Consider the following 23919-nt stretch of genomic DNA (forward strand, 5'->3'; position numbering starts at 1 on the left):
AAGCGATCGCCGGCGTCCCCGCCGAGCCCCGTCGCCCGGCCCACCGCGCCCTCGGGAAGCGGCCACCAGGACGAGCCGGCCACTGCGAGGCCCCTCACCAGCCGCAGTGGATGTGGAGCCCCTCGAAGCGGACGTCGGTCGCACCGTCGGCCCGGCAGCCGTCCATGAACCGTCGCTCGTCGGCGCCGATGCGGAGGACCTGGCGGCCGTTGATGGTGTCCACGTCGAACGCCACCCCCGCGCCGCTCCGCGACCGGGAGGAGTGGGACCCGCCGGCGATCTCGGAGACGCTGAAGTCGAACTCCGACGCCCGGTGGAGCATGCCGGTGAGCATGGCGGTGCCGAGGGTGACGGTCCCTCCCCGCGCCTTCCCGTAGGAGCTGCGCCGGGCCGGGAGCCCATGGGCGGTGTCGCTGATGTTGTCCCGGGCGCTGGCGCCGTCCGGGGGCTCGTCGCCGCGGGGGTCGAGATGCATGGTGGCGAGGCTGATCCGCTGCTCGGCGAGGATCCGGGCGGCGAGGTCGCGGGCGGTCGTCACCGGCGCGGCGAGGGTGACCGTCACCGGCAGCACCCCCCGCGACGCCGGGGCGAGCCGCTCGAAGGCGGCGCGGGTGAGGTCGATGCACCACCCCGGGGCGTACGGGCCCCGGTCGTTGATGCGGACGGCGACCGACCTCCCGTTGTCGGTGTCGGTGACCTGGACCATGGTGCCGAAGGGCAGCGTCCGGTGCGCGGCGGTCATCGCGTTGACGTCGAAGGGCTCGCCGCTCGCCGTCGTGGTGCCGTGGTCGTAGAAGGACGCGGTGCAGCTCTCCGCGGTCGCTCCCGGGGCCACTGCCGGCGACACGACACCCATGGCGACGAGCGCGGCGACCACCGCGGCGAGGGCACGGCCGCCCCGGGCCACTAGGCGATCCGCACCCCGCGGCGGGCGGTGAGCTCGTCGAGGTTCACCGCGGTGCAGCCCTCGACACCGCTGGCCGCGACCTGCTCGGCGACCGCCGGGTCGGCGGTGGTGAGCAGCACCTGGGTGTCGGCACTGAGCCGGAGCAGGAACTCGACCGCGGTGCGGCGGCGGCGCGGGTCGGAGCTGAGCAGCGGGTCGTCGAGCAGCAGCGGCACCGGCTCGCCCGCCTCGCCGAGCACCTCGGTGAGGGCGAGGCGCAGGAGCAGGCCGACCTGGTCGCGGGTGCCGTGGGAGACGTGCTCCACCGGGATCAGGTCGGGGCGGCCGCGGCTGTGGAGGCGGACCGCGAAGCGCTCGGGGTCGACGTGGACCTCGTCGTAGGCGCCCTCGGTGAGCAGCGCCAGGCGGCCGGCCACCGAGGCGGCGAGCCGGGGTGCGACCTCCCGATGGACCCGCCGCGCCGACTCCTCGATCAGCGCGCTGGCCCGCCGCAGTGCCTCGAGCTGGCGCAGCGCGCGCTCGCGGACCACCATGCAGGCGGCGCGCTCGTCCTCGAGGTCGGCGATCGAGGGGAGGGAGTCGAGGAGGCCGCGGAGCCGCTCGCGCAGGCCGGAGGCCTCGTTGAGCGCGGAGGCGGCGGCGTCGCGGGCACGCTCGGCGGCGATCTCGAGGTGGCGGAGGGCGGTGGCGTCGAGGGGCTTGCCCTGGGCCGCCGCCGCGGGGTCGCCGCCGCGGCGGCCCAGCTCCTGCTCCATCTGCCCGGCCTGGCGGGCGAGGGCGCGCTCGTCGCCCGCGCCGATTGCGGCCAGCCGCCGGCGGACCTCGTCGAGGCGGTCGCGGGCGGCCTCGAACTGGCGCCGGGTCGCCGCCCCCTGGCGGAAGGCGGCGACGGCGCGGGCGCTGTCGGGGTCGGCGGGGAGCCCCGCGGCGGCGAGGTGCCCGGCCAGCTCGGCGGCGAGCTCGGTGCGGGCCGCCGCCTTCCGATCCGCCTCCTCGCGGAGCTCGCGTCCGGCGCTCTCCTCGCCGGCCAGCCGGCCGTCCTCGGCCTCGAGCTCGGCGCGGCGGCGGCCGGCGTCCTCGGCGGCGGCGACCGCGGTGAGCGCCTGCCGGGCCCGGCCGAGCAGGCCGTCGGCGGCGGTGAGCTCGGCCGCCCCGGCCGGCGCCGGGAGCTCGACGGGGATCCGCGCCGCCAGCTGCAGGCAGCGGGCGGTGAGCTCGCGGATCCGTGCGGTGGCGGTCTCCAGCTCCGCACGGCCGGCCTCGACCAGCAGCTCCTGGCGCTGGCGGTCGGCGTGGAGGCGGCGGAGGTCGGGGAGGCGGCCGGTGGCCCGGCACAGGCCCTCCTCGGTGAGGTCGAGCCCGGGGCACCGCTGGGACAGCTGGCGCCGCGCCGCCTGGGCGGGCCCGCCGGCGAAGCGCTCGACCAGGAAGCTCGCGGCGACGACCGCGAGCGCGGCCAGCAGGATCCCCAGCGCCACCCTGCCGTGGCCGGCGGCGAGGGCGCCGAGCGCGGCCAGCGGCCCGACCGCGCCGGTGCCGCGCTGCAGCGGCCGCAGCCGGCGGCGCTGCGGGCCGGTGGAGGCGGTGGCGATCAGCGGCCCCACGGCGTCGAGGTCGCCGGGGGGGATGCAGGCGAGCCCGGTGGCGGCGATCTCGCGGCGGAGCCCCGCCGCCCGCGCCTCCGCGGTGTGCAGCTCCTCGGCGCGGCGGGCCACCGCCCCCTCCGACGCGACCTCGGTGGCCAGCGCCCGCGCCTGCACGAGGTCGTCGCGGTCGAGGCGGGGCACCCGTCCGAGGGCGCGGATCGAGGTGGCGATCTCGAGCCGGCGGCGCTCGGCGGCGTGGAGCCGCTCGCGGGCGTCGTTCCAGCGGCGCTGGGCGTCGGCGGCCACCTCCTCGAGCTGGCGGAGCTCGCCGCCGAGGGCGGTCACCCGCTCCTCGCACTCCACCGGGAAGGTGGCGAAGCCGCGCCAGGTCTCGGTCAGGGTCTCGAGCCGGCCGGCCTCCTCCTGGGCGGTCGCCAGGGCTCGCCGGGTGGCGCCGAGCACGGCCAGCCGGCCCGCCAGCCACTCGCGCTCGCACTCGCTGCGGCGGGCGGCGGCGCTGGCGGCGGTGCGCTCCAGGGCGCCGAGGCGCTCCATCTCCCGGGCGGTGGCCTCGGTGCGGTCGCGGGCCCGGAGCAGCTCGGTCTCGACCCGGCGGAGCCGCGCCGTGGCGGCGCCGAGGGGGCTGCGCGAGCGCGCCTCGGTGCCCACCCGGTCCATCGCCTGCCGCAGCCGGGCCAGCGCCTCGGCCGCGGTGGCCCGGCTGGCGGAGTCGGCGAGCCGCTGGATCGCCTCCTGGAGGCGGTCGGCCCGCTGGGCGGCGGCGTCGGGCGCGTCCGGCCGCAGCCCGTCCTCGCCGAGGCAGGCGGTGGCGCAGAACACCGCCTCGTCGATGCCGAGGTGGACGAGGCCGGGCACCACCAGCCGCCCGCTGCGGAACCGGTCGGTGACATCGCGACCGCCGATCTGCTGCACCTGGGCGACCTGCTCGCGCTCCTCCAGCCGGCGGGCGACCCGGTAGCGCCGGCCGTCGCCGAGCGAGTAGGTCAGAGCCAGCCCGTAGCTGCCCGCGTCCCAGGGCTGCCAGCGCACCCAGTCGCTGCGCTCCACGGCACGCCCGGGCCCCCCCGCCGCGATGCCGTAGAGGGCGACGCGCACCGCCCGGTGGACCGTCGACTTGCCCGCCTCGTTGGCGCCCCAGAGCACCGTCACCCGGGGGGCGAGGTCGAGGCGCAGGTCGCGGAGGCGCCCGAACCCCCCGACCTCGAGCCGCTCCAGCCTCATCGGAGGCCGACCTCGGCTCCGCCCAGCGCCTGGAGCCCGTAGCGGAGGGTGTCGCCGAGCAGGGCGCGCTCGCGGGGGTCGTCCTCGTTGTCGATGGCCTTGAGCACCGACCGGGTGAAGGCGCCCCGCGCGGTGCGGTCGGCGGCGGCGGCGTCGAGGTCGATCGCCGGGCTGGTGAGGTCACGAAGGCGCACCGTGGCGGCGCCGGTGGCGTCGGCGACCGCGGCCTCGACCCGCGGCAGGTCGAGGGCGAGGTCGGGGTTGACCTCGCCGCGGAGGGACAGGCGGAGCATGGTGCGCTCCGGCGCCAGCCCGGCGAGCGCCTCGCGCGCCGCCACCCGGGCCCGCTCCACCGCCTCGCTCGAGGAGCCCGAGCCCTCCAGGTCGCAGTCGTGCTGGACCGCGGTCCAGCGGTTGAGGGTGAGCGGCTGGTAGTCGACCACGCCCCGCTCGGACACCTCGACCACCACCGGCCCGCGGCCCCCCTCCTCGTCGAAGGTGAGCGGCTCCGGGCTGCCCGGGTAGAGCAGCCGGGCGACGGGGTCGACGCGGCGGCGGTGGTAGTGGCCGCAGAGCGCTGCGGCGAACCCGCGCCGGGCGATGCGCTCGGCCTGGAACGGGCCGTGCAGCGACTTCCCGGGGGGCCGGCCGCCCAGCTCGGCGCCGTGGAACAGGGCGAGGTGAACCCCGCCGCCCACCTCGGGGCCCTCCAGCGGGTCGCCGCTCCAGGCGGGGTCGCGGTGGGCCAGCCCCCAGAGGCTCAGGCCGTCGGCGAGCGGCGCCGGCTCGAGGGTGGCGCCGGTGAAGAGGTGGACGTTCTCGGGCCACCGCATCCGCTCGTAGAGGCTGCCGGGGAGCAGCGCGTCGTGGTTGCCGGGGGCGAGGAAGACCCGCATCGGCTGCCACGACGTGAAGGTGTCGACCAGGAAGCGCCCGGTGTCGAGCCCGGCGTGCTCGTGCTCGTAGAGGTCGCCGCCGATGGTGACCGCGTCGCAGCCGGTCTGGCGGGCGGCCTCGCCGGCCCGCCGCAGGGCGTCGCGCAGCCCCTCGCGGCGGCGGCGTGCCACCTCCCCGAAGCAGCCCACACCGGCGAAGGCGCGGTCCAGATGGAGGTCGGAGATGTGCAGGAGACGGAAGGGCATGGGGCCTCGGTGACGGAACGCCACGGGAGAGGGGCCACCGCGAACATCGGTTCGCAGGAGCAGGCTACCACGGCACCCGGGTGATGCGCCACAGGCGCTCCTGACCTTCCGGACGCTCACGTCCGGTCAGTTCACGCAAGCCTTCCGTCCGGGTTGCGTTGTCTTTGTAGCGCTGAACAGTCAGCGGTTCCGGGGTCCGAGGGCTCCGGGGAGCCTCCGTTCACAGCGGAGGCCGGGAGGGGAACGATACCGAGGTGGGGAATGAGTGAGTACCTGACCACCGGGCAGGCGGCCGAGTTGCTCGGCGTCAGCAAGCCGACGGTGGTTCGAGCGATCCAACGGGGGCTGCTGCGGCCCGCCCTCGTGACCCCGGGGCAGCACCGGCGCTTCCGCAAGGAGGACCTGCTGGCCTTCCGGGCCCGCGCGCTGGCGTATCCGGACGGCGACTTCGTCACCGAGCCCGACTCGCATGGCAAGGACGCCATCGAGCTTCGGGGCGCACCGGCGATCGACCGAGCCTCGGAGGCCACCGAGACGAGGTGAAGCTGCTCCGGCGGGACGCGGTGCCACCTGCGGTGCCCGGGTCGCGCCGTCCGCTCGGCGAGCTGCTCGTCGAGCGGGGGGCCGCGTCCGCCTCCACGGTCCAGGCTGCGCTGCGCCGGCAGCGTCGCGATCCGCGCCATCTCGGCGACCACCTGCTCGACCTCGGCGTCTCCGAGGCGGAGATCCTCGCCGCGCTCGGCGAGCAGACCGGCCGCACCCCCGTCGACCTCGACCAGGTCACGGTCGAGGAGGAGGCGGTGCTCGTCGTGGAGGCGGGCTTCGCGCGCGAGCGCGGGGTGATGCCGATGCGCCTCGACGACAGGGGGCGCCTCCACGCCGCCACCACCACCCCGGACGAGCCCGGCCTGGTCGCCGCTCTGACCGCCCACGCCGAGCGTCCGGTGCTGCTGGAGCTGGCCGGCCCGGCGGCGATGCAGCGCGCCCTCGACCGCCACTACACCGTGACCGAGAGGGTCCAGGAGGCGGTGCGTCGCGCCGTCGACGCCGACCACGCCCACCGCGGGCCCGCCGAGGTGCTGCCCCTGCGGGCCGACGCGCCGGTGGTGCAGATCGTCGACCTGCTGCTCACCCAGGCGCTGCGCGACCGCGCCTCGGACATCCACATCGAGCCCCAGGCCGACCACCTGCGCATCCGCTTTCGCGTCGACGGCGCCCTCCACGACTTCCAGTCGCTGCCGCGCTCGCTGGCGGCGCCGATCTCGTCGCGGCTGAAGATCCTCGCCAACATGGACATCGTCGACCGCCACCGCAGCCAGGACGGCCAGATCGCGGTGGAGGTCGACGGCCGTGCCATCGACATCCGGGTCGCCACCGTGGAGACGATCTGGGGCGAGAAGGTGGTGCTCCGCCTGCTCGACCGCTCGCGCTCGCTGGTGCCGCTCACCGACCTGGGCCTCGGTCACCACGAGCAGGACCGGATGCGGCGGATCGTCGGCTCCCCCTACGGCCTGCTGATCGTCAGCGGGCCCACCGGCGCAGGCAAGACCACCACCCTCTACTCGGCGCTCAACGAGCTCGACCGCGCCACCCGGAACATCACCACCATCGAGGACCCGGTCGAGTACCAGTTCGCGGGCATCAACCAGATCCAGATCAACCGCCTCGCCGGGATGACCTTCGCCAACGGGCTGCGCGCCATCCTCCGCCAGGACCCCGACGTGATCCTCGTCGGCGAGGTGCGCGACGTCGAGACCGCGGAGATCGCCATCCAGTCCGCGCTCACCGGCCACCTGGTGCTCTGCTCCCTCCACGCCGCCGACTCGATCGGGGCGCTGCACCGCTTCCTCGACATGGGCATCGAGCCGTTCCTGGTGGCCTCCGCGGTGGTCGGCGTGGTCGCCCAGCGGCTGGTGCGCCAGGTGTGCGCCCGCTGCAGCGTCGAGTACGAGCCGCGCGGCGAGGAGCTGGCCTTCTACCAGTCGGTGCGCGGCGGCCCGCCGCCGTCGGCGCCGCGGATGGGCACCGGCTGCCCGCGCTGCGCGCGCACCGGTTTCTATGACCGCACCGGGGTCTTCGAGTGCCTGCAGCTCGACGACCGGCTCCGCGAGCTGGTGGTGCGGCGCGCGACCCACACGGAGCTGCGCGACACCGCCGTGGCCGGCGGCATGCGCACCCTGCAGGAGGCGGGCTGCGACGTCATCGACGCTGGCGGGACGACCATCGCCGAGGTGATGCGCACCGTGTACATCATCTAGGAGACGCGGTGCAGCTCTACGCCTACCGCGCCTTCACCGGCGACGGCGACCCGGTGCGCGGACTGATGGAGGCGACCCGGCCCGGCGACGTGCGCGACGCCCTGGCGGCGCGCTCGCTGCGGGTCGTCGAGGTGCGCCGCCGCCGCCGCTCGCTCTCGCCCGCGACGCTCTTCCCCGCGGCCTTCGCGGTGCGCCCCGCCCAGGTGGTGATGTTCTGCCGCCAGCTGGCCACCTTCGTCCGCGTCGGCATCCCGGTGACCACCGCGGTGACCACCATCGGCGAGCAGAGCGGTGGGTCGCGGATGCGGGCGGCGTGCACCTCGATGGTCTCGGACCTCGAGCGCGGCGCCTCCCTCAGCGAGGCGCTCGCCGCCCATCCCACCGTGTTCCCGGCGCTGATGGTCGACATGGTCCGCGCCGCCGAGGTCTCCGGTGACCTCGACGCCGTGCTCGGCCAGGCGGGGCGTCACATCGAGCGCGAGGCCGCCGCCCGCCGCCGCATCCACTCCGCGATGACCTATCCGGCGGTGGTGCTGGGGATGGCGACGATCATCGCCGCGGGGATGGTGGCCTTCGTGCTGCCCCAGTTCCGCGAGCTCTTCCGCGAGTACCACGCCGGCCTGCCGGTCGCGGTGCGGCTGCTGCTCGGGGTCTCCGACGGGCTCCGCGAGCACGCCGTGGCGATCGCCCTGGCCGCGCTCGTCCTCGTGCTCGCCGGCGGCCGCCTGCTCCGCACCGACACCGGCCGGATGACCCGCGACCGGCTGGTGCTGCGCCTTCCGCTGATCGGCCGCATGGCCCGGGCGGCGGCGGTGGAGCGCTTCTGCCGCACCCTCAGCGACATGCTCGTCGCCGGGGTGCCGATCACCCAGATCTTCCCGGTGATCATCGCCACCACCGGCAACCGGGTCTACCGCCGCGCGCTCCGCGAGGTGGCTGCGCAGATGACCGTCGGCGAGGGCTTCAGCCGGCCGCTGCGGCGCACCGGCCTGTTCCCCCCGATGGTGACCCAGATGATCCGCGTCGGCGAGGAGACCGGCACCCTGGACGTCCACCTCCACGAGGCGTCGGAGATGTACGGCGAGGAGCTGGAGTTCCGGATCAAGCGGCTGACCGCGGTCGCCGAACCGGTGCTGATCGTCGGCGTCGCGGTGATGGTCGGGTTCCTCGCCATCTCCATGGTCAGCGCCATCTACTCGCTCGCCGGTGCGATCAGGTGAGGGCGGTCCGGGGCGGGCGCGGCGGCGAGCGCGGCGTCACCCTCGTCGAGATGCTCGTCACCGTGGCGGTGATGACCGCGGGCGTCGCCGCCATCGTGGGCGGGTTCGCCGGCGCCGAGCGCAGCGCCGCGGTGGCGCGCGGCCAGTCGGCGCTGACCGCGGCGCTGCGCACCGCCTCCGACCAGCTGCGCGCCGCCCCCTACCTCGCCTGCGCCGGGGTGGGGGAGGCGGCCGGCTACGCCGTCACCGTCACCGTCCCCGGCGTGAGCGTCGCGGTGACCGCGGTCACCCGCCCCGACGCGGCTCCGGCGCTGCGCTCCGACACCGGCACGGTGACCGCGCCGGCCACCCTCTGCACCCCCACCGGAGCGCAGGCCTCGGTGTCGCCCTGCAGCGCCACCGCCGCCGAGGCCTGCGACCACGGCATCCAGCGGGTCACCGTGGAGGTGGCCTCCGGGGGCCGCACCCTCAGCCGCGACGTGTGGAAGGGGGCGGGCGGGTGAGGCCCGCACGCCGCCGCCTCCGCCGCCAGCGGGGGATGACCCTGATCGAGCTGGTGGTATCGCTGAGCATCCTCGGGGTGATCGGCGTCGGCCTCACCGCCGCCGTCGACGCCGGGCTGCGCACCCTCGGCACCGGCGGCGTGCCCGACCGGCTCCGCGGCTCCGCCGACGTGGTGGTGCTGGAGCGCGCGGTGTCCGCCGACGTCGCCCGCGCCGGCTGCGTGGTGACCCCGGCGGCCACCCTCGGCGCCTGCCCGCCGGCGATGGCCGACCTCTGTGCCGCCGGCGCGGCCCTGTGCCTGGCCTGGCCGGACCCCGCCGGGGGCTGCGACACGGTCCGCTACCGGCTGGAGGGGGCGGTGCTCCGGCGCGAGAGCCTGACCGCCAGCGGCGACCTGGTCTCCGCCGAGCTCGGTCGCGAGGTGGGTGCCATCGGCGCCGACGCCCACCCGGTCGCGGGCTGGACCGACGCCGTCACCGTCAGGATCACCGCCGGCCCCGCCGGGCGGGCGCAGCAGGCGGCCTTCAGCGCCCGCCCGCTGGTCGGCGAGCCGCGGCCGTGCTGAGCCGCCGCCGGCGCCGCCGCGGCGAACGTGGCCAGGCGCTGCTCATCGCCCTCGCCTTCCTCGGGCTGTTCACCCTCTGGGGGGTGGCGGTCCTGCGCCTCGCCGGCGCCACCCAGGGGACGGTCGCGGCCGCCGCCGCCGGCGACGCCGCCCACGCCCTCTCCGAGGCGCCCGCGGCGCTGGCCCGGAGTGCGGTCGCGGCGGGGGCCGGCTGCGACGGGCTCACCGGCAGCGTCACCGTCGGCGGCTCGGTGGTGAGCTTCGGCCCGATGTCCGCGCACGACGCCGCCGGGCGCCCCATCCCCTGTCCGCCGGCCGCGCCCGCGGGCGGGCCCGTGCCCGGCACCTACGCCGCCAGCGGCACGGTGGCGGGCTCGCCGTCGGCGCCGGGGGCGTCCGTCGAGATCGGCGTCGGCCCCGCCCCCGGCAAGACTTTGTCGACACGGGCGTTCAACTATCGGTGAGCGACGCTCATCTTGGGGAGGAAGTCATGAGGCAGCCGAGGCGCCCGGTGCGGTCGCGGCGCAGGGGCGAGTCGGGGTTCACCCTGATCGAGCTCCTCGTCGTCATCGCGATCCTGGGAGTTCTGGCCGCGATCGTCGCATTCAACGTGTCCGGTGTTCACGACCGCGGCGGCGATGCGGCCTGTCGCACCGACGTGGGCACGGTGCAGGCGGCGGTCGACGCCTACCGCAACGACCACGCCGACGCGACCACCGGCGCCCCCGGACCGGTGCCCACCTACGCGCAGCTGGGCCAGTACATCCGGGCCACGCCGCACTCGTGCGCGCGCCTCAACGCCGACAACCCCGACGACGGTGCGCCGTCGATCCGCGCCGACGGCACGGTGACCGGGATCCTGCCCTCCGACGGCCACACCCGGGTGCCCTAGGCAGCCCCAGCGCAGGTATTCCCTTCACTTCCGGGTTATACGGTTGACGCACTCGACGCCGGACACTGCACCGGACGGCGACGGAAGCGAGCGGGACAGCCCGCCAGGAAGGGTTGAGCGAGGTGGCCGACCGGCCCGCCCACGGGGCGCGGGCCGGCGGCCCGGCCTCACCCGGCCGCCAATCGGTGGCGGCGGGCGCGGGCGGCGACCAGCTCGTCGGGGCTGAGCCGGCAGAGCTCCTCGAGGTGCCGCACCAGCGCTCCGCGCAGCGCCGCGATCACCAGCTCGGGGTGGGCGTGGGCGCCGGGCTCGGGCTCGGGGATCAGCTCGTCGACCAGACCGAGGCGGTGGGCGGTGTCGACCCCGGGGCGCAGCGCGGCCGCCGCCCGGGCGCGCTGGGCGGCGTCGCGGTAGAGGATGGCGGCGCAGGTCTCCGGTGGGGCCACCGTGTAGATCGCCCGCTCGAGGGCGAGCACCCGGTCGGCGACGCCGAGGGCGAGGGCGCCGCCGCTGCCCCCCTCGCTGAGCACGGCGCTCACCACGGGGACGCGCAGGCCGAGCATGAGCGACAGCGACTCGGCGATCGCCCAGGCCTGGCCGCGCTCCTCGGCTCCGATGCCGGCGTGCGCCGCCGGGGTGTCGATGAGGCAGACGACCGGGAGCCCGAAGCGCTCCGCCAGGCGCATCAGCCGCTGCGCCTTGCGGTAGCCCTCGGGATGGGGCATCCCGAAGTTGTGCACCGCGCGGGTGAGCGCGTCCGAGCCCTTCTCCTGGCCGATCACCATCACCCAGCGCGATCCCAGCCGGGCGGTGCCGCCGACCACGGCGCGGTCGTCGCCGAAGAGCCGGTCGCCGCGCAGCTCGGTGAAGTCGGTGAGGATGCGGCCGATCACGTGCAGCGCGCGGGGTCGCCCGGGATGGCGGGCGAGGTCGACGGCGGCGATGGCGTCGCGCTCTCGCGCGGCGGCCTCGGTGGCCTCGATCACGGCATCGCGGTGAGGGCTCGGAGCACCCGGCCGGCGGTGGCGCGGAGCTCGGCCCGCGGCACCACGGCGTCGACCATGCCGTGGGCGAGCAGGAACTCCGCGGTCTGGAACCCCTCGGGGAGCCGGGAGTGGGTCGCCTGCTCGATCACCCGTCCCCCGGCGAAGCCGATCCGCGCCAGCGGCTCGGCGAGGATGACGTCGGCCTGGGTGGCGAAGGAGGCGGTGACCCCGCCGAAGCAGGGATCGGCGAGCACGCTCACGTAGGGCAGCCGGGCGCGGGCGAGCAGCGCCGTGCCGGTGGTGCAGCGCGCCATCTGGGCGAGCGAGACGATGCCCTCCTGCATCCGGGCGCCCCCGGAGACGCAGACCGCGAGCAGCGCCCGCCGCTCGTCGACCGCGAGCTCGCAGGCGCGGGCGAAGAGCTCTCCCGCCACCGACCCGAGCGACCCGCCCAGGAAGGCGAACTCCATGCACACCAGCACCGCGGGCACGCCGTCGAGCGCCGCCCGGGCGGTGACCATCGCCTCCCCGGTGCCGCTCTCGGCCCGGGCGGCGCGGATCCGCGCCGGGTAGGGGGCCCCGTCGTCGAAGCCCAGCGGGTCGCGGTCCTCGACGACGTGGTCGACCGGCTCGAGGCTGCCCGGGTCGGCGAGCTGGGCGGCGCGGGTGGCGGCGGGGACGCGGGCGTGGTGGCCGCAGGCGGGGCAGACGCCGAGCATCTCCTCCCACCGGGCGGCGACCACGCGGCGCGCGCAGGCGGGGCAGGCGACGGTGCCGGGCGGTGCGACCGGGCGCAGCCGCGGCCCCGGGCCACGCAGGGGAGCGCCCCGCAGGCTCACCTCGGCGGAGGCTCCAGGGACCATTCCAGGGCGACCCCGCCCCAGGTCGCCCCGGAGCCGAAGGCCACCGAGACGATGCGGTCGCCACGGCGCAGCCGGCCGGTGCGGTCGGCGTCGGCGAGCGCCAGCGGGATCGACGCGCTCGAGGTGTTCCCGAAGCGGTCGCCGTTGAAGTAGACCCGGTCCATGCCCACCCCGAGCCGCTTGGCGGTGGCCTCGACGATGCGCAGATTGGCCTGGTGGGGGATGACGTGGTGGACGTCGTCGACGCTCCAGCCGGCGTCGGCGCAGAGGCCCTGGCCCATCTCGGTGAGCCGCTCGACGGCGAGCCGGAAGGTGCCCTTGCCGGCCATCCGAACCCCCGGCTCGGCCTCGTCGTCGTCCGCCGGGGTGCCGTAGTAGATGAGGTCCGCCTGACCGCCGTCGGCGCCCCACCGGGCGGCGTGGATGCCGCCTCCGTCGGCCGCCCCCAGCACCACCGCGCCGGCGCCGTCGCCGAAGAGCACGCAGGTGGAGCGGTCGCCGTAGTCGACCAGGCTGGTCATCGCCTCGCTGCCGATCACCAGCGCGGTGCCGATGCGCCCGGAGCGGATCAGCGACTCGGCCACGACCAGGCCGTAGATGAACCCGCTGCAGGCGGCGCCGAGGTCGAAGGCGGGGATGCCGCCGAGGTCGAGGCGGCGCTGCACCAGGCAGGCGGTCGAGGGGAAGAGCGTGTCCGGGCTGGCGGTGGCGACGAGCACGGCGTCGACCCGGGGGTTGCCGGCGCGCTCGAGCGCCGCCCGCGCCGCCTCGGCGCCCATCGAGGAGGCGGTCTCGCCGGAGCCGGCGCGGCGGCGCTCGCGGATGCCGGTGCGCTCCATGATCCAGGCGTCGGAGGTCTCGACCTTCGCCTCCAGCTCGGCGTTGGTGATCACGCCCTCGGGGGCGTAGGCGCCGATCCCGAGGACGCCGGCGCGGATCCGTGCGTCCGCCGGGGCGGTGTCGAGGGCCAGCGTCGCGGTGCTGTTCGTCGGCGGAGGGCTCGCCATCGTGACGATGGTAAGCGTCACCGGCACCCGCGGTTACGGCCGGCGGGGGGAAGGCCGCCGGCGACGAAGGAGCTGATGGCCTGGGGTCGGCATGGCGGTCGAACCGCCGACCGGTGCCCCGAACGCCATCTCCGCCTCAGGCGCGCCACCGGGCTCACCTCCACGCTATCGTTGCACCGGCCGAAACGACGACGCACCACCGAGCGTTTGGTTGGACACCCATGAGTACCTCCGATCCGTCCCTGCAGCTCAGCCGGCCGTCCCACCGCCTCCGTCTCCCCCACCGTCGCCGGCTCCTGGTCGGGCTCGCGCTCGCCGTGGTCGCCGCGATCCTGGTGGTGGGCTCGGGCACCGGACTCGGCGTCTATCACGACCAGCAGAACCGGCTGGTCCAGGCCCGCGCCGACCGCGCCGCCGCCAAGCGGGTGATCGACGCGGCGGTGGCCCGTGCCCAGAGCGACGGGATCAGCACCGACCAGCTCTCCCCGGTGCTGTCGGCCGAGGCGGCGCTGCTCTCGGGCAGCCCGCTCGCCCCCCACCTCGGCTGGTTCGACAACGGCGAGATCGGCCGGCTCCAGCGCCAGTCGGCGGGCCTCCGCAGCCTGGTGGGCCGGGTCGACGCGATCCAGGTGACCGCCACCGGGAGCGCCCGCCAGCGGGTCGCCGGCGTGATCGGCGAGCTCGACGCCGCCATCGCCGCGGCGCGCTCGGTGGGCCTCGACGCCGCCGCCGACGCCACCTTCCTCGCCGGGGTCCGCGACACCGTCGCTCGGGCGGCGACCCCCACCCAGGTCGACGCCGCGGTGGTCGGGGTCCACCAGCACGTCGCCGACCTGGGGCAGCGCACCGACGCGAAGCGCGCCGCCGACGCCGCCGTCGCCGCCCTCAACGCCAGCCAGGCGCGCGCCCAGGGCGCGGTGGCGCGGGCCGACGGGCTGATCGCCCAGGCGGCGCGGTTCCCGCAGCTGCAGATCCAGCCCTGGGTCGACGCGATCGCCGCGGTGCACCCGCAGCTGGCGGCGGCCACCACCCAGGACCAGTACGACGCCGTCACCGCCGCGGTCAGCTCGCCGGCGAACAGCATCTCCACGCTGCTGTCGGCGCGCTCCAGCGCCTACGGGGCGATGGCCGACGCGCGCCAGGCGGTGCAGAGCGCCCTCTCCTACAAGATCGACCCGGGGACCGTGCCCTCCCAGCTCGACGCCCTGCAGTCGCGGCTCGACAGCACCGGCACCACCAGCGGCTTCGGCGACGTCGCCAGCCAGGCGGGCGCGCTGGTGGCACCGCTGCAGGCCAGGGTGGTCACCGCGAGCCTGGGGGTGGGCAAGGTCATCCTGATCAGCCTCCACGACCAGAGCCTCGCCGCCTACCAGGACGGGGCGACCTTCCTCACCACCGCGGTGACCACCGGCCGGCCGGCGCTTCCGACCCCCACCGGCGCCTTCCAGGTGCTCCGCAAGAGCCACCCCTGGACGATGCACTCCGACTTCCCGCGCTGGTCGCCGTACTGGTACCCGGACAGCCCGGTCACCTACGTGCTCTGGTTCACCAACCAGGGCCACGGCATCCACGACGCGCCCTGGCGCGCCACCTACGGCCCGGGCACCGAGGCGGGGGGCTCGCACGGCTGCGTCAACGTCCCCTTCGCCGCCGAGAAGCTGCTCTTCACGTGGGCCGACATCGGCACCCGCGTGGTGATCCGCGCGGAGTCGATGAACGCCCCCGCCCCCAGCGGCCACTGACCCCTCAGGGGCGTCACGGAGAGGTATCCTCACCACCCGATGAATCTCTTCACCGGCATGACGGACCATCAGATCGTGTCGACGATCCTGGGGTTCCTCCTCTTCAACGCATACGTCGTCCTGCTGGTGATCTCGCTGGCGGCGTTCTGGGTGACCAGCAGGCCGCGGCGCGGACGGGTGAGGGTCTCGGCGATCTGGCACATGGTCGGCACCTTCTGCATGATGTGGGCCTTCATCTCGACGGTGTGGGCCGCCCCGGTGGAGAAGTCGTTCATCGATGCCGACCAGGTGAGCGAGCCCTTCTTCCAGGGGGTGCGCTTCCAGAAGGTGATCATCGGGTTGCTCTTCGCCGCGGTCGCGGTGGGCTGCATGCTGATCGGTGCGGTGCGCGCCGGCCGGGAGAAGCGGGCCGCGGCGCAGCGGGCGCTGCGCGAGGAGATCCCCGCCGGCGCCGGCCGCTAGCCTCCGAGCCCACCCCGTCGCGATGAGCCAGTGGCACCGGGTGGAGATCTACACCACCTTCCTCAAGCTCACCGGCGAGCTCGAGGGAGCCGCCGAGCGGCGTCTCACCGATCTGGTGGCGGCACCCGGCCCGGTCCTCGACCTGCGGGGCGCGGTGGTCGAGGCGGCCACCGATCACCAGCACCGGGTGGACGACGGCCAGCGGCTCAGCGTCGTCAAGTCGGCGATCAGCCTGGTCTGCCCGCGCGACCAGGTCGGCCAGGCCGCCCGCCACCGCGAGGCCTGGCGGGAGAAGCAGCGCGTCGCCGTGCGGCTCAACGCCCAGGCCTTCTCGATGCGCGGCGAGGTGCATCTCGAGCCCGGTGTGACCCTCGACCACCACCTCTCCGGCGAGGCAGGGCCCTTCGTCCCGGTGACCAACCTCTCCGCGCTCTGGCTGAGCGGCGGCGAGCCGCGTGCGGTGCAGCGCGGCTTCGCGGTGCTGAACTGCGCCGCGCTGGTCAGCTTCGCCCCGGCCTGACCGCGGTCGCTGGACCGGAGCCCACCCGTGCAAGCTATCCTCTGGGAGCCTCAGCTGACGCTCCGGAGACCCTCTGCCGGTGGAACGCCTGATCCTCGCGTTGCGATCCGACTTCGGATGCCTGGTGATCGCCCTGGTGTTCGTCGTCATCATGGTCTCGACGATCGTCTTTGCCGACATCGTCACTCCACCGGCCGCCAACCCCTTCGTGTAGGGCCCCGGTGGCGGACTTCCAGTCCCGTCCGGGCATAGGTAGAATGACCCAAGCCTCCTCCCCCTCCCGGGGGGGTCCGAGCCTCCGCCGAGGGACCTCATGGGCCTGAATCCGTACGACACGCCGCGAGGCCGCCTCCATCGACTGGCGGACATCAGCCGTCGCCAGTTCCTGCTCTTCATGGGCATCCTGGCGGCACTGGCGGCGTCCCTGTTCGGCGGGATCAAGACCCTGGGCTTCCTCTTCCCCAACGCCAACCTCGAGGAGCCGCTCGCCTTCACCGTCGACGTCGTCCCCGACGCGATCACGGTGGGCAACCCGCTGCAGATCACCGAGAAGCGGGTGAGCATCATCCGCGACGACGCCGGCTACTACGCCGTCTACCTGGTCTGCACCCACCTGGGCTGCACTCCCAACTACGTGACCAACGTCACCAGCGGCACCGGCGTGGCCGACGACGTGGCCAAGGGGCGCGGCGCCCGCCAGGCCGCCGAGCAGATCCCCAACGGCTGGGCCTGCCCCTGCCACGGCAGCCGGTACTACATCGACTCGACCAACTTCTACGGGCCCGCCCCGCGTCCGATGGACTGGGTCGACGTCCAGTACAGCCCCTCGGGGAAGCTCGTGGTCGACCGCGGGAAGCTGGTGGTGCAGCGCGGAGCCGGCGTCACCACCAAGCCGGAGTGGCGGCTCGACCCCAAGACCAAGAAGGACAACGGCAAGACCCTGCCCTAGGGTCGGCCGGGACGAGGAAGCGGAGGAGCGATGAGAGCCACTGGCGCGGGAGGCCCCAATCCGCTGGTCAAGTTCGCGTCCCAGCTGTGGGGCTCGATCTTCCGGCACGGGCTGCCGAGCACCGACAAGGTGGCGGCGCGCACCGCGCTCACCAACTTCTTCCTCCACATCCACCCGGTGCGGGTGAAGAAGTCGGCGATCCGCGTCTCCTACACCCTCTGCCTCGGCGGCCTCTCGTTCTTCCTCTTCATCCTGCTGACCATCAGCGGCCTCTTCCTGATGTTCTATTACATCCCCTCGGTGGACCAGGCCTACCAGAACATCAAGGACCTGCAGTTCGTCGAGACCTTCGGGCTGGTCACCCGCAACCTCCACCGCTGGGCGGCGCACGGCATGGTGATCACCGTCTGGCTGCACATGGCCCGGGTGTTCTACCAGGGGTCGTACAAGCCCCCGCGGGAGTTCAACTGGGCGATCGGCTCCATCCTCCTGGTCGTGACCCTGCTGCTCTCCTTCTCCGGCTACCTGCTCCCCTGGGACCAGCTGGCGGTGTGGGCGATCACCGTGGGAACCAACATGGCCAAGTACGCGCCCATCGCGGGCCCCTACACCCGCTACGTGATGCTCGGCGGCCGCACCGTCGGCCAGGGAGCGCTGATCCGCTTCTACGTGCTCCACGTGGTCGCCCTCCCGTTGATCGGCTTCATCCTCATGGTCATCCACTTCTGGCGCGTCCGGAAGGACGGGTTCACCGGAGGCCTGTAGGGATGGAGAGGTACGAGTCCGTCCAAGGAGGCGCACGGCCATGGCCACGGTAGTCGGCAACGGCGGAGGCTCCGGGAACCGGCCGAACGGGGGCGGTCGCACCCCCGTTCCGACCCGCCGGGGGGTCACCGGCCCCGAGCTGGCGACGCCGCCGCTGGTCGTCCGCCGGCGCGAGGAGGAGGAGACCGTGGTCACCTTCCCCGCGCTGGTCTTCCGTGAGTTCCTCGCCAGCATGGCGATCACCGGCTTCCTGATGCTGGTCTCGACCTGGGTGAACGCGCCCCTGCTGCAGCGGGCGAACACGGCGATCACCCCGAACCCGGCCAAGGCGCCCTGGTACTTCCTCGGCCTCCAGGAGCTGCTCGAGCGCTTCCCGCCGGTGATGGCGGGGGTGGCCTTCCCCACCTTCGTGATCGTGGGGATGATCCTCACCCCCTACATCGACAAGAACCCCAGCCGGCGCCCGCAGGACCGCAAGGTGGCGATCGCCCTGATGACCGTCTACATCATGCTCGCGGTGGCGTTCGTGGTCATCGGGGTGTTCTTCCGCGGGGTCGCCTTCAACTGGCAGTGGGATCGCCTCCTCGGCCATCCCGGGGTGAATCCGGGCGTATGAGCTCCGGCCTGACCAGGCTGTTCCTGGCCCTCTCCGCCTTCATCCTGGTCCTGACCGGCGTCGCCGCCGCGAAGGACAGCAGCGACCGGCACTACCTGGCGCTGCAGGAGCAGTACAAGCGCGACTACAAGGACGCCAAGTTCGACGTCGCCGTGCAGCAGCTGTTCCCCACCTTCACCGAGGCCAGGCGGGGCGACACCTTCCGGGTCGAGCGCTGCATCAGCTGCCACGTGCCCGACCTCACCATCATCGGCCCGCAGAAGGCGGCGGAGCGCCTGGTCACGGACTTCCTCAAGTACGAGCCCAAGCACGGCGAGATCGCCAAGACCTACGGCCTGACCCTCGTCCACCCGGCGACGATCACCCAGCAGCTCTACGACAAGTACGGCGAGGAGAGCTACGCCACCACCGACGGCTTCCATCCGTACACCATCGCCGGTGACAAGCCGGGCACCGTCGACACGGTCAAGCTGCCGGGCTTCATCCCCAAGTTCCTGAGCCCGGCGCAGAACAACGGCCGCGAGCTCGGCCTCGACTCGGTGGGATGCATCACCTGCCACAACGGCGGGCGCCTCTCGCTCACCGACAGCGAGTCGCACCTCAATCTGATCATCAACCCCGAGTTCACCTGGACCGAGGGTGCGTCGCTCTACTACAAGTACTGCGCCACCTGCCACGGCGGCCTCGGCGAGGGCAAGGTCGGGCCGCCGCTCTCCAACCAGGACCGGCTCGGCTACTTCAACGAGGACTACTACTACCGGTGCATCGAGTACGGGTACACCGACTTCGAGCACCTCGGCAGCGTCATGCCGGCGTGGGGCTCGGCCGCGTCCGACTTCCACTACGACCCCACTCGTGACAAGCAGCCGGGCAAGGTGACCCGGGTGCTCTCCGAGGATCAGATCAGCATCCTGGTGCAGTTCATTCGGCACTGGGAGCAGTACCAGACACTGCCGTGATGAAAGAGGAGCGTGGTATGCGTCGCGGCACCAGCAGCACGGTGCGTGCCTTCGTCGGCACCATGGGGATGTTCGTCGTGCTCCTCATGGGCACCTTCGTCATCATCCTTCTCGAGCACTACCTCGAGAACTTCAAGAGCCACTGATGCATCCACAGATCTGGGCCCTGCTCGGCTCCCTCGACCCCGGTGACGCGGGCTGGGGCGATGTGCTCTTCGTCTCCATCTGGGCGGGATGCTCGCTCCTGCTCGCCGCATACTTCTGCTATCGCAGCTTCATGGCGGGGTAGCGGAACGACGGAGGTGATCCGCGGTGGCCCGACCGGCGATGAGACGGCCGGCGGCAGGGGCCGTGGCCGAGACGGATAGGCGGCGCGATCCACGGGTTGCGGCGGCGCTCTCGGTGGTGCCGGGCCTCGGCCAGCTCTACAACCTGCAGCCGGCCAAGGCGGCCTTCTTCCTGCTCGCCACCGTGTTCACCATCGGGCCGGCGGTGCTCCTCATCACCGCCGGTGAGCGGCTCGGCACGTCCCTGCTGCACCGGGGCGCCGGCACCCTGTTCCTGCTCCTCGCCCTCGGCTCGGTGATCGTCTTCCTGGCGCTGATCATGCTCGGCCTCGCCTTCTGGGCGAGCGCCGTGGTCGACGCCCGGCGGACCGCCGTCGAGATCACCGAGCGGCGGCTGAGCGGCGGCCGCTGGTGGTTCTTCCGGCTGTGAAGGGCAGCGGGCTGGGCGCGGCCCTCGAGGCCGTGCACCGCATCGTTCCCCCCGCCACCGGCGGGCTGGACTGGCCGCGTCACCGCACCGCGGGCCGGATCCGGGGGGCGGAGCGCTCCCGCCTGCTGCACTACGAGCGGCTGATGGGGCTGGCCCATGCCACCGCGGTGCCGGTGGCGCTCGCCGCCACCCTGGTCCACGTCGACTTCATCGCCCGGCCGGCGACGCCGTGGTTCCTGGTGCTGCTCGCCACCACCCTGCTCTACGCGGTCGTCTACCACTTCGTGCTGCCGCGGGTGTGGCTCTCGCACACCAAGGTGGTGCTCGGCCTGCTCGTCGACGTGGTCCTGACCACCGAGGTGGTGCGGCTCACCGGCTACCACATGAGCCTGCTCGTCTTCCTCTACTACCTGATCATCATCGCCTGCGCGCTCACCCTGGAGACGCGCACGCTGTACGCCATCTGCGCGGTGATCAGCATCGCGTTCTGCGCGGTGCTGCCCCTCGACCCGATCTTCGGCCAGGCCGCCCGCGCCCACGTGGGCCACGTCCTGCTGTTCCTCTTCTCGGTGTGGGGGGTGGGATTCATCAGCGCCGCCGGCGCGGCGCAGATCCAGGCGGCGGAGCGGCGGCTGATGAGCAGCGTGCGCACCCAGCGGGCGATCGCCGAGGAGAACGCGAAGCTCTCCGTCGACCTCGCCCGCCGCCTCGAGGAGAGCCGCGCCCTCACCGTCTCCCTCGACCGGCAGCGCGAGGAGATTCGGCGGCTCGCCGACATGGTCATCCACGCCCAGGAGGAGGAGCGCCGCCGGGTGGCCCGCGAGCTCCACGACGAGTCCAACCAGCTGCTCGCCGCGCTGATGACCACCGTCGACGCCGCCGAGGCGGCGGCGGCGCGGCAGGGCCAGCCCGAGCTCACCGCCACCCTGGCCCGGCTGCGCCGGCTCGCCAGCGCCACCCTGAGCGACCTCCAGCGGATCGCCACGGAGCTGCGGCCGCCCGCCCTCGACGAGTTCGGGCTGCTGCCGGCGCTCACCCGGCACGTCCGCGACCGCACCGCGGACACCCCGCTCGAGGCCTCCGTCGACACCGAGGGGCGGCCGCGCCGGCTGGCCGCGACCGTCGAGGTGGCCCTCTACCGGATCGCCCAGGAGGCACTCGCCAACGTGCAGAAGCACAGCGACGCCCGCAGCGTCCGGCTCCGGCTGCGCTTTCTCCCCGGTGCGGTGCGCCTCGATGTCACCGACGACGGCGTCGGCTTCGAGCTCGAGGGCGAGAACGGCGCCGCCCGCTCGCGGCTCGGGATCGCCGGGATGCGGGAGCGTGCCAGCATCGTCGGCGGCTCGCTTCGGGTGGCCAGCCGCCCCGGCGGGGGCACCCGGATCTCCGCCAGCATCCCGCTCGGCGAGGAGGCGCAGGTGAGCGCCCATGGCTGAGCGCATCCGGGTGCTCCTCGTCGACGACCACGCCATGTTCCGCGAGGGCGTGCGCTCGCTGCTCGAGGGCGAGCCCGACCTCGAGGTGGTCGGCGAGGTCGAGGACGGCCGCCAGGCGGTGCAGACCGCGCTGAGCCTGGCCCCCGACGTGGTGCTGATGGACATCACCATGCCTCAGCTCGACGGCATCGAGGCGACCCGGCAGATCCGCACCCAGAACGACGCCATCAAGGTGCTCATCCTCACCATGCACGACAACGAGGATGTGTTCTTCCGCTCGATCAGCGCCGGCGCCTCCGGCTACGTGCTCAAGCGCAGCGGCGGCCTCGAGCTGATGAGCGCGATCCGCTCCACCCACGAGGGCCACTCGTACCTGTCCCCGCTCCTCGCCAAGGCGCTGATGAGCGACTACCTGCAGCGCGGCGACCGCGGCCAGGACGGCACCACCCAGGGCCGCCGGCTCTCCGGGCGGGAGCAGGAGATCCTCAAGCTGATCGCCGAGGGCCACTCCAGCCGGGAGATCGCCGAGATGCTCGACCTCTCGGTGAAGACGGTGCACAACCACCGCACCCGGCTGATGACCAAGCTCGACATCCACCGCAACACCGACCTGGTCAAGTATGCGATCCGGCTGGGGATGGTCCAGGTCGACTGACCGGCCGGCGCGCAGTTGGCCACGGATGTCACCGCCGTGTCGCGGGGTCGCGGGCGGCGTCAACGATTGTAAATCGGTGCCGTCATCGCTTCGTTTCCGCTCGTGCAGGCTGTTCACGGTTTTGCACGGTGGTCCGTGGCCGCCGGCGTGGTCTGATCACCCGGCACCGTTCCATGGAATCCATTCGACGCGGTGCGCGCGGTCTGCACCAGGCGCCGTGCCCACGACCTGGGGGACACGGCGATGATTGCAACCGGAGGTGCCCGCGGCACCCGCGACGGCGGCAGCTGGGGGAGGGGACGCGCTCGCGCCGCGGCCGCCGGCCTGGGACTGATGGTGGCATTCGCGGCGGGCACGACCGTGCTCGCGTCGGCCGCGTCGTCGGCCACCGGCCCGCTGGAGCCGGTCATCGTGCGGGTCCAGCCCGGGAGCGGCCTCGGCGCCGCCGAGCAGGCGGTGCGCGACCTCGGCGGCCGGGTGGGGCTGCCGCTGCCGATCATCGACGGCTTCGCCGCCCGGCTCCCGCAGGCGGGGATCGCGGTCCTGCTCGCCACCGGCGGAGTGGTGTCGGTCGAGCCCGACGCGCCGGTCCGGCTCTCGGCGAGCGGCGGCTTCGACCCCGCCGGCGACGCCGGCTCGCTCTTCACCACCACCCTCGGCACCGGCGCCCAGGCGTTCTGGCAGAACGGCTTCACCGGACGCGGCGTGGACGTCGCCCTCATCGACTCCGGGGTGGCCGCCGTCGACGGCCTCTCGGTGCCGGGAAAGGTGGTCAACGGACCCGACCTCACCCTGGACGCGTTCTCGCCGGCGCTGCGGTCCGTCGACGGCTTCGGCCACGGCACCCACATGGCCGGGATCATCGCCGGGCGCGACACCGCCGCGGTGCCCGGCGCCTACGCGGGCGACAGCGCCGACTTCGTCGGCATGGCCCCCGACGCGCGGCTGGTGAACGTCAAGGTCGCCGACGCCCAGGGCAACAGCGACGTCTCCCAGGTGATCGCGGGCATCGGATGGGTGGTCGACCATCGCACCGCCAACGGGCTCAACATCCGTGTCCTCAACCTCTCCTTCGGAACCAACAGCAGCCAGCCGTACACCCTCGACCCGCTCGCCGCCGCCGCCGAGATGGCCTGGCGCCGGGGACTGGTCGTGGTCGCCTCGGCCGGGAACTTCGGGAACGCCAGCAACGGGCTGGCGGATCCCGCCACCGACCCCTACGTCATCGCCGCCGGAGCGGTCGACACCATGGGCACGCCGGCCACCACGGACGACGCCGTCGCCGCCTTCTCCAGCGCCGGCACCGCGGCCCGCACCCCCGACCTGGTCGCCCCCGGGACCCACATCGCCAGCCTGCGCGACCCGGGCTCGAGCCTCGACGTGCTCCACGGCGCCACCGCCACGGTGGGTGGCCGCTTCTTCCGCGGCAGCGGCACCTCCCAGGCGGCGGCGGTGGTCTCGGGGGCGGCCGCGCTGGTCCTCTCGCAGCGGCCGTCGGCCACCCCCGACCAGGTGAAGGCGCTCCTCACCGGTGGCGCATCTCCGCTGCCCGGGACCAGCGCCCTGCTCCAGGGGGCGGGCCGGCTCCGGCTCCAGCCCCTGCTCACCGCGCCCACCCCCGACACCCACCAGAGCTGGCCGGTGTCGACCGGGAGCGGCTCGCTCGAGCTGTCCCGCGGCTCCGGACCCGGCGGCCTCGATGCCGCCCTCGCCGCCCTGGTGGCCGCCCTCGGCGGCGGCTGGTCGGGTGGCGGCTGGTCGGGCGGCGGCTGGTCGGGCGGCGGCTGGTCGGGCGGCGGCTGGTCGGGCGGCGGCTGGTCGGGCGGCGGCTGGTCGGGTGGCGGCTGGTCGGGCGGCGGCTGGTCGGGCGGCGGCTGGTCGGGCGGCGGCTGGTCCACCGACTTCTGGGCCTGAGAGTGAGGTCGC

At 74.2% G+C, this 23919-nt stretch carries 27 protein-coding genes; 21 read left to right on the forward strand and 6 right to left on the reverse strand.

What is annotated here, in order from left to right:
• Positions 1–94: 94 nt before the first annotated feature.
• From VGL20_05105 to VGL20_05115, 3 genes are read right to left on the reverse strand one after another with little or no spacing between them, the layout of a single operon-like run.
• Positions 95–907, reverse strand: a complete 813-nt coding sequence (locus tag VGL20_05105) for a septal ring lytic transglycosylase RlpA family protein (GenBank protein HEY2703050.1) — start codon at positions 905–907, stop codon at positions 95–97.
• On the reverse strand, positions 907–3735 hold the full coding sequence (locus VGL20_05110; protein HEY2703051.1) for an AAA family ATPase: 2829 nt from the start codon (positions 3733–3735) through the stop codon (positions 907–909). Before VGL20_05110 ends, VGL20_05105 begins: the two co-directional genes overlap by 1 nt.
• A complete protein-coding gene (locus VGL20_05115) occupies positions 3732–4877 on the reverse strand; it encodes a metallophosphoesterase (GenBank protein HEY2703052.1) in 1146 nt (381 codons plus the stop codon). Before VGL20_05115 ends, VGL20_05110 begins: the two co-directional genes overlap by 4 nt.
• A gap of 261 nt (positions 4878–5138) precedes the next feature.
• On the opposite strand from VGL20_05115, the gene VGL20_05120 reads away from it, so the two are divergent.
• From VGL20_05120 to VGL20_05150, 7 genes are read left to right on the forward strand one after another with little or no spacing between them, the layout of a single operon-like run.
• Positions 5139–5420, forward strand: a complete 282-nt coding sequence (locus VGL20_05120; GenBank protein HEY2703053.1) for a helix-turn-helix domain-containing protein — start codon at positions 5139–5141, stop codon at positions 5418–5420.
• A complete protein-coding gene (locus VGL20_05125; GenBank protein HEY2703054.1) occupies positions 5417–7135 on the forward strand; it encodes an ATPase, T2SS/T4P/T4SS family in 1719 nt (572 codons plus the stop codon). Before VGL20_05120 ends, VGL20_05125 begins: the two co-directional genes overlap by 4 nt.
• 8 nt (positions 7136–7143) lie before the next feature.
• A complete protein-coding gene (locus tag VGL20_05130) occupies positions 7144–8355 on the forward strand; it encodes a type II secretion system F family protein (GenBank protein HEY2703055.1) in 1212 nt (403 codons plus the stop codon).
• Positions 8352–8858 carry a prepilin-type N-terminal cleavage/methylation domain-containing protein gene (locus VGL20_05135; GenBank protein HEY2703056.1) on the forward strand — a complete coding sequence of 169 codons (507 nt, stop codon included), beginning with the start codon at positions 8352–8354 and terminating at the stop codon, positions 8856–8858. The genes VGL20_05130 and VGL20_05135 overlap by 4 nt, the downstream gene beginning before the upstream one ends.
• The gene (locus VGL20_05140; protein HEY2703057.1) at positions 8855–9424 is read left to right on the forward strand and encodes a prepilin-type N-terminal cleavage/methylation domain-containing protein; all 570 of its coding nucleotides are present in this window, start codon (positions 8855–8857) and stop codon (positions 9422–9424) included. The genes VGL20_05135 and VGL20_05140 overlap by 4 nt, the downstream gene beginning before the upstream one ends.
• A complete protein-coding gene (locus VGL20_05145; protein ID HEY2703058.1) occupies positions 9418–9888 on the forward strand; it encodes a hypothetical protein in 471 nt (156 codons plus the stop codon). Before VGL20_05140 ends, VGL20_05145 begins: the two co-directional genes overlap by 7 nt.
• 26 nt (positions 9889–9914) lie before the next feature.
• The gene (locus tag VGL20_05150; GenBank protein ID HEY2703059.1) at positions 9915–10316 is read left to right on the forward strand and encodes a prepilin-type N-terminal cleavage/methylation domain-containing protein; all 402 of its coding nucleotides are present in this window, start codon (positions 9915–9917) and stop codon (positions 10314–10316) included.
• A 167-nt stretch (positions 10317–10483) separates the two neighbouring features.
• Here the strand turns inward: VGL20_05150 and accA are convergent, their stop codons facing one another.
• From accA to VGL20_05165, 3 genes are read right to left on the reverse strand one after another with little or no spacing between them, the layout of a single operon-like run.
• Entirely contained in the window at positions 10484–11302 is an 819-nt protein-coding gene (gene accA / locus VGL20_05155; GenBank protein ID HEY2703060.1) for a carboxyltransferase subunit alpha, read from the reverse strand.
• Positions 11299–12141, reverse strand: coding sequence for an acetyl-CoA carboxylase carboxyltransferase subunit beta (locus VGL20_05160; GenBank protein HEY2703061.1), 843 nt, complete (start codon positions 12139–12141; stop codon positions 11299–11301). Before VGL20_05160 ends, accA begins: the two co-directional genes overlap by 4 nt.
• Positions 12138–13172 (reverse strand): beta-ketoacyl-ACP synthase III, encoded by a 1035-nt coding sequence (locus VGL20_05165; GenBank protein ID HEY2703062.1) that lies wholly within the window; start codon positions 13170–13172, stop codon positions 12138–12140. Before VGL20_05165 ends, VGL20_05160 begins: the two co-directional genes overlap by 4 nt.
• Before the next feature lie 221 nt (positions 13173–13393).
• On the opposite strand from VGL20_05165, the gene VGL20_05170 reads away from it, so the two are divergent.
• The 14 genes from VGL20_05170 (at position 13394) to VGL20_05235 (ending at position 23907) form a co-directional block, all read left to right on the forward strand.
• Complete coding sequence (locus VGL20_05170; protein ID HEY2703063.1) at positions 13394–14914, forward strand: L,D-transpeptidase; 1521 nt, start codon at positions 13394–13396, stop codon at positions 14912–14914.
• Positions 14915–14953: 39 nt separating this feature from the next.
• A complete protein-coding gene (locus tag VGL20_05175) occupies positions 14954–15376 on the forward strand; it encodes a hypothetical protein (GenBank protein ID HEY2703064.1) in 423 nt (140 codons plus the stop codon).
• A gap of 22 nt (positions 15377–15398) precedes the next feature.
• Positions 15399–15896, forward strand: a complete 498-nt coding sequence (locus VGL20_05180) for a hypothetical protein (GenBank protein ID HEY2703065.1) — start codon at positions 15399–15401, stop codon at positions 15894–15896.
• 79 nt (positions 15897–15975) lie between these two features.
• Positions 15976–16110: a hypothetical protein gene (locus VGL20_05185; GenBank protein HEY2703066.1), complete on the forward strand. Its 135-nt coding sequence runs from the start codon at positions 15976–15978 to the stop codon at positions 16108–16110.
• Between the two features lie 99 nt (positions 16111–16209).
• Positions 16210–16845 (forward strand): Rieske 2Fe-2S domain-containing protein, encoded by a 636-nt coding sequence (locus VGL20_05190; GenBank protein HEY2703067.1) that lies wholly within the window; start codon positions 16210–16212, stop codon positions 16843–16845.
• A gap of 30 nt (positions 16846–16875) precedes the next feature.
• Entirely contained in the window at positions 16876–17610 is a 735-nt protein-coding gene (locus tag VGL20_05195) for a cytochrome b N-terminal domain-containing protein (GenBank protein ID HEY2703068.1), read from the forward strand.
• Positions 17611–17650: 40 nt separating this feature from the next.
• Entirely contained in the window at positions 17651–18226 is a 576-nt protein-coding gene (locus VGL20_05200; protein HEY2703069.1) for a hypothetical protein, read from the forward strand.
• Positions 18223–19185 (forward strand): cytochrome c, encoded by a 963-nt coding sequence (locus VGL20_05205; GenBank protein HEY2703070.1) that lies wholly within the window; start codon positions 18223–18225, stop codon positions 19183–19185. The genes VGL20_05200 and VGL20_05205 overlap by 4 nt, the downstream gene beginning before the upstream one ends.
• Before the next feature lie 17 nt (positions 19186–19202).
• Entirely contained in the window at positions 19203–19331 is a 129-nt protein-coding gene (locus VGL20_05210) for a hypothetical protein (GenBank protein HEY2703071.1), read from the forward strand.
• On the forward strand, positions 19331–19474 hold the full coding sequence (locus VGL20_05215) for a hypothetical protein (protein HEY2703072.1): 144 nt from the start codon (positions 19331–19333) through the stop codon (positions 19472–19474). Before VGL20_05210 ends, VGL20_05215 begins: the two co-directional genes overlap by 1 nt.
• 62 nt (positions 19475–19536) lie before the next feature.
• Entirely contained in the window at positions 19537–19902 is a 366-nt protein-coding gene (locus VGL20_05220; protein HEY2703073.1) for a hypothetical protein, read from the forward strand.
• Positions 19884–21338 carry an ATP-binding protein gene (locus VGL20_05225; GenBank protein ID HEY2703074.1) on the forward strand — a complete coding sequence of 485 codons (1455 nt, stop codon included), beginning with the start codon at positions 19884–19886 and terminating at the stop codon, positions 21336–21338. Before VGL20_05220 ends, VGL20_05225 begins: the two co-directional genes overlap by 19 nt.
• On the forward strand, positions 21331–21993 hold the full coding sequence (locus tag VGL20_05230) for a response regulator transcription factor (protein HEY2703075.1): 663 nt from the start codon (positions 21331–21333) through the stop codon (positions 21991–21993). Before VGL20_05225 ends, VGL20_05230 begins: the two co-directional genes overlap by 8 nt.
• A 243-nt stretch (positions 21994–22236) precedes the next feature.
• Positions 22237–23907 carry a S8 family serine peptidase gene (locus tag VGL20_05235; protein ID HEY2703076.1) on the forward strand — a complete coding sequence of 557 codons (1671 nt, stop codon included), beginning with the start codon at positions 22237–22239 and terminating at the stop codon, positions 23905–23907.
• The last annotated feature ends 12 nt before the right edge of the window (positions 23908–23919 follow it).

The sequence above is a fragment of the Candidatus Dormiibacterota bacterium genome (assembly GCA_036495095.1).
Lineage (GTDB): Bacteria > Chloroflexota > Dormibacteria > Aeolococcales > Aeolococcaceae > CF-96.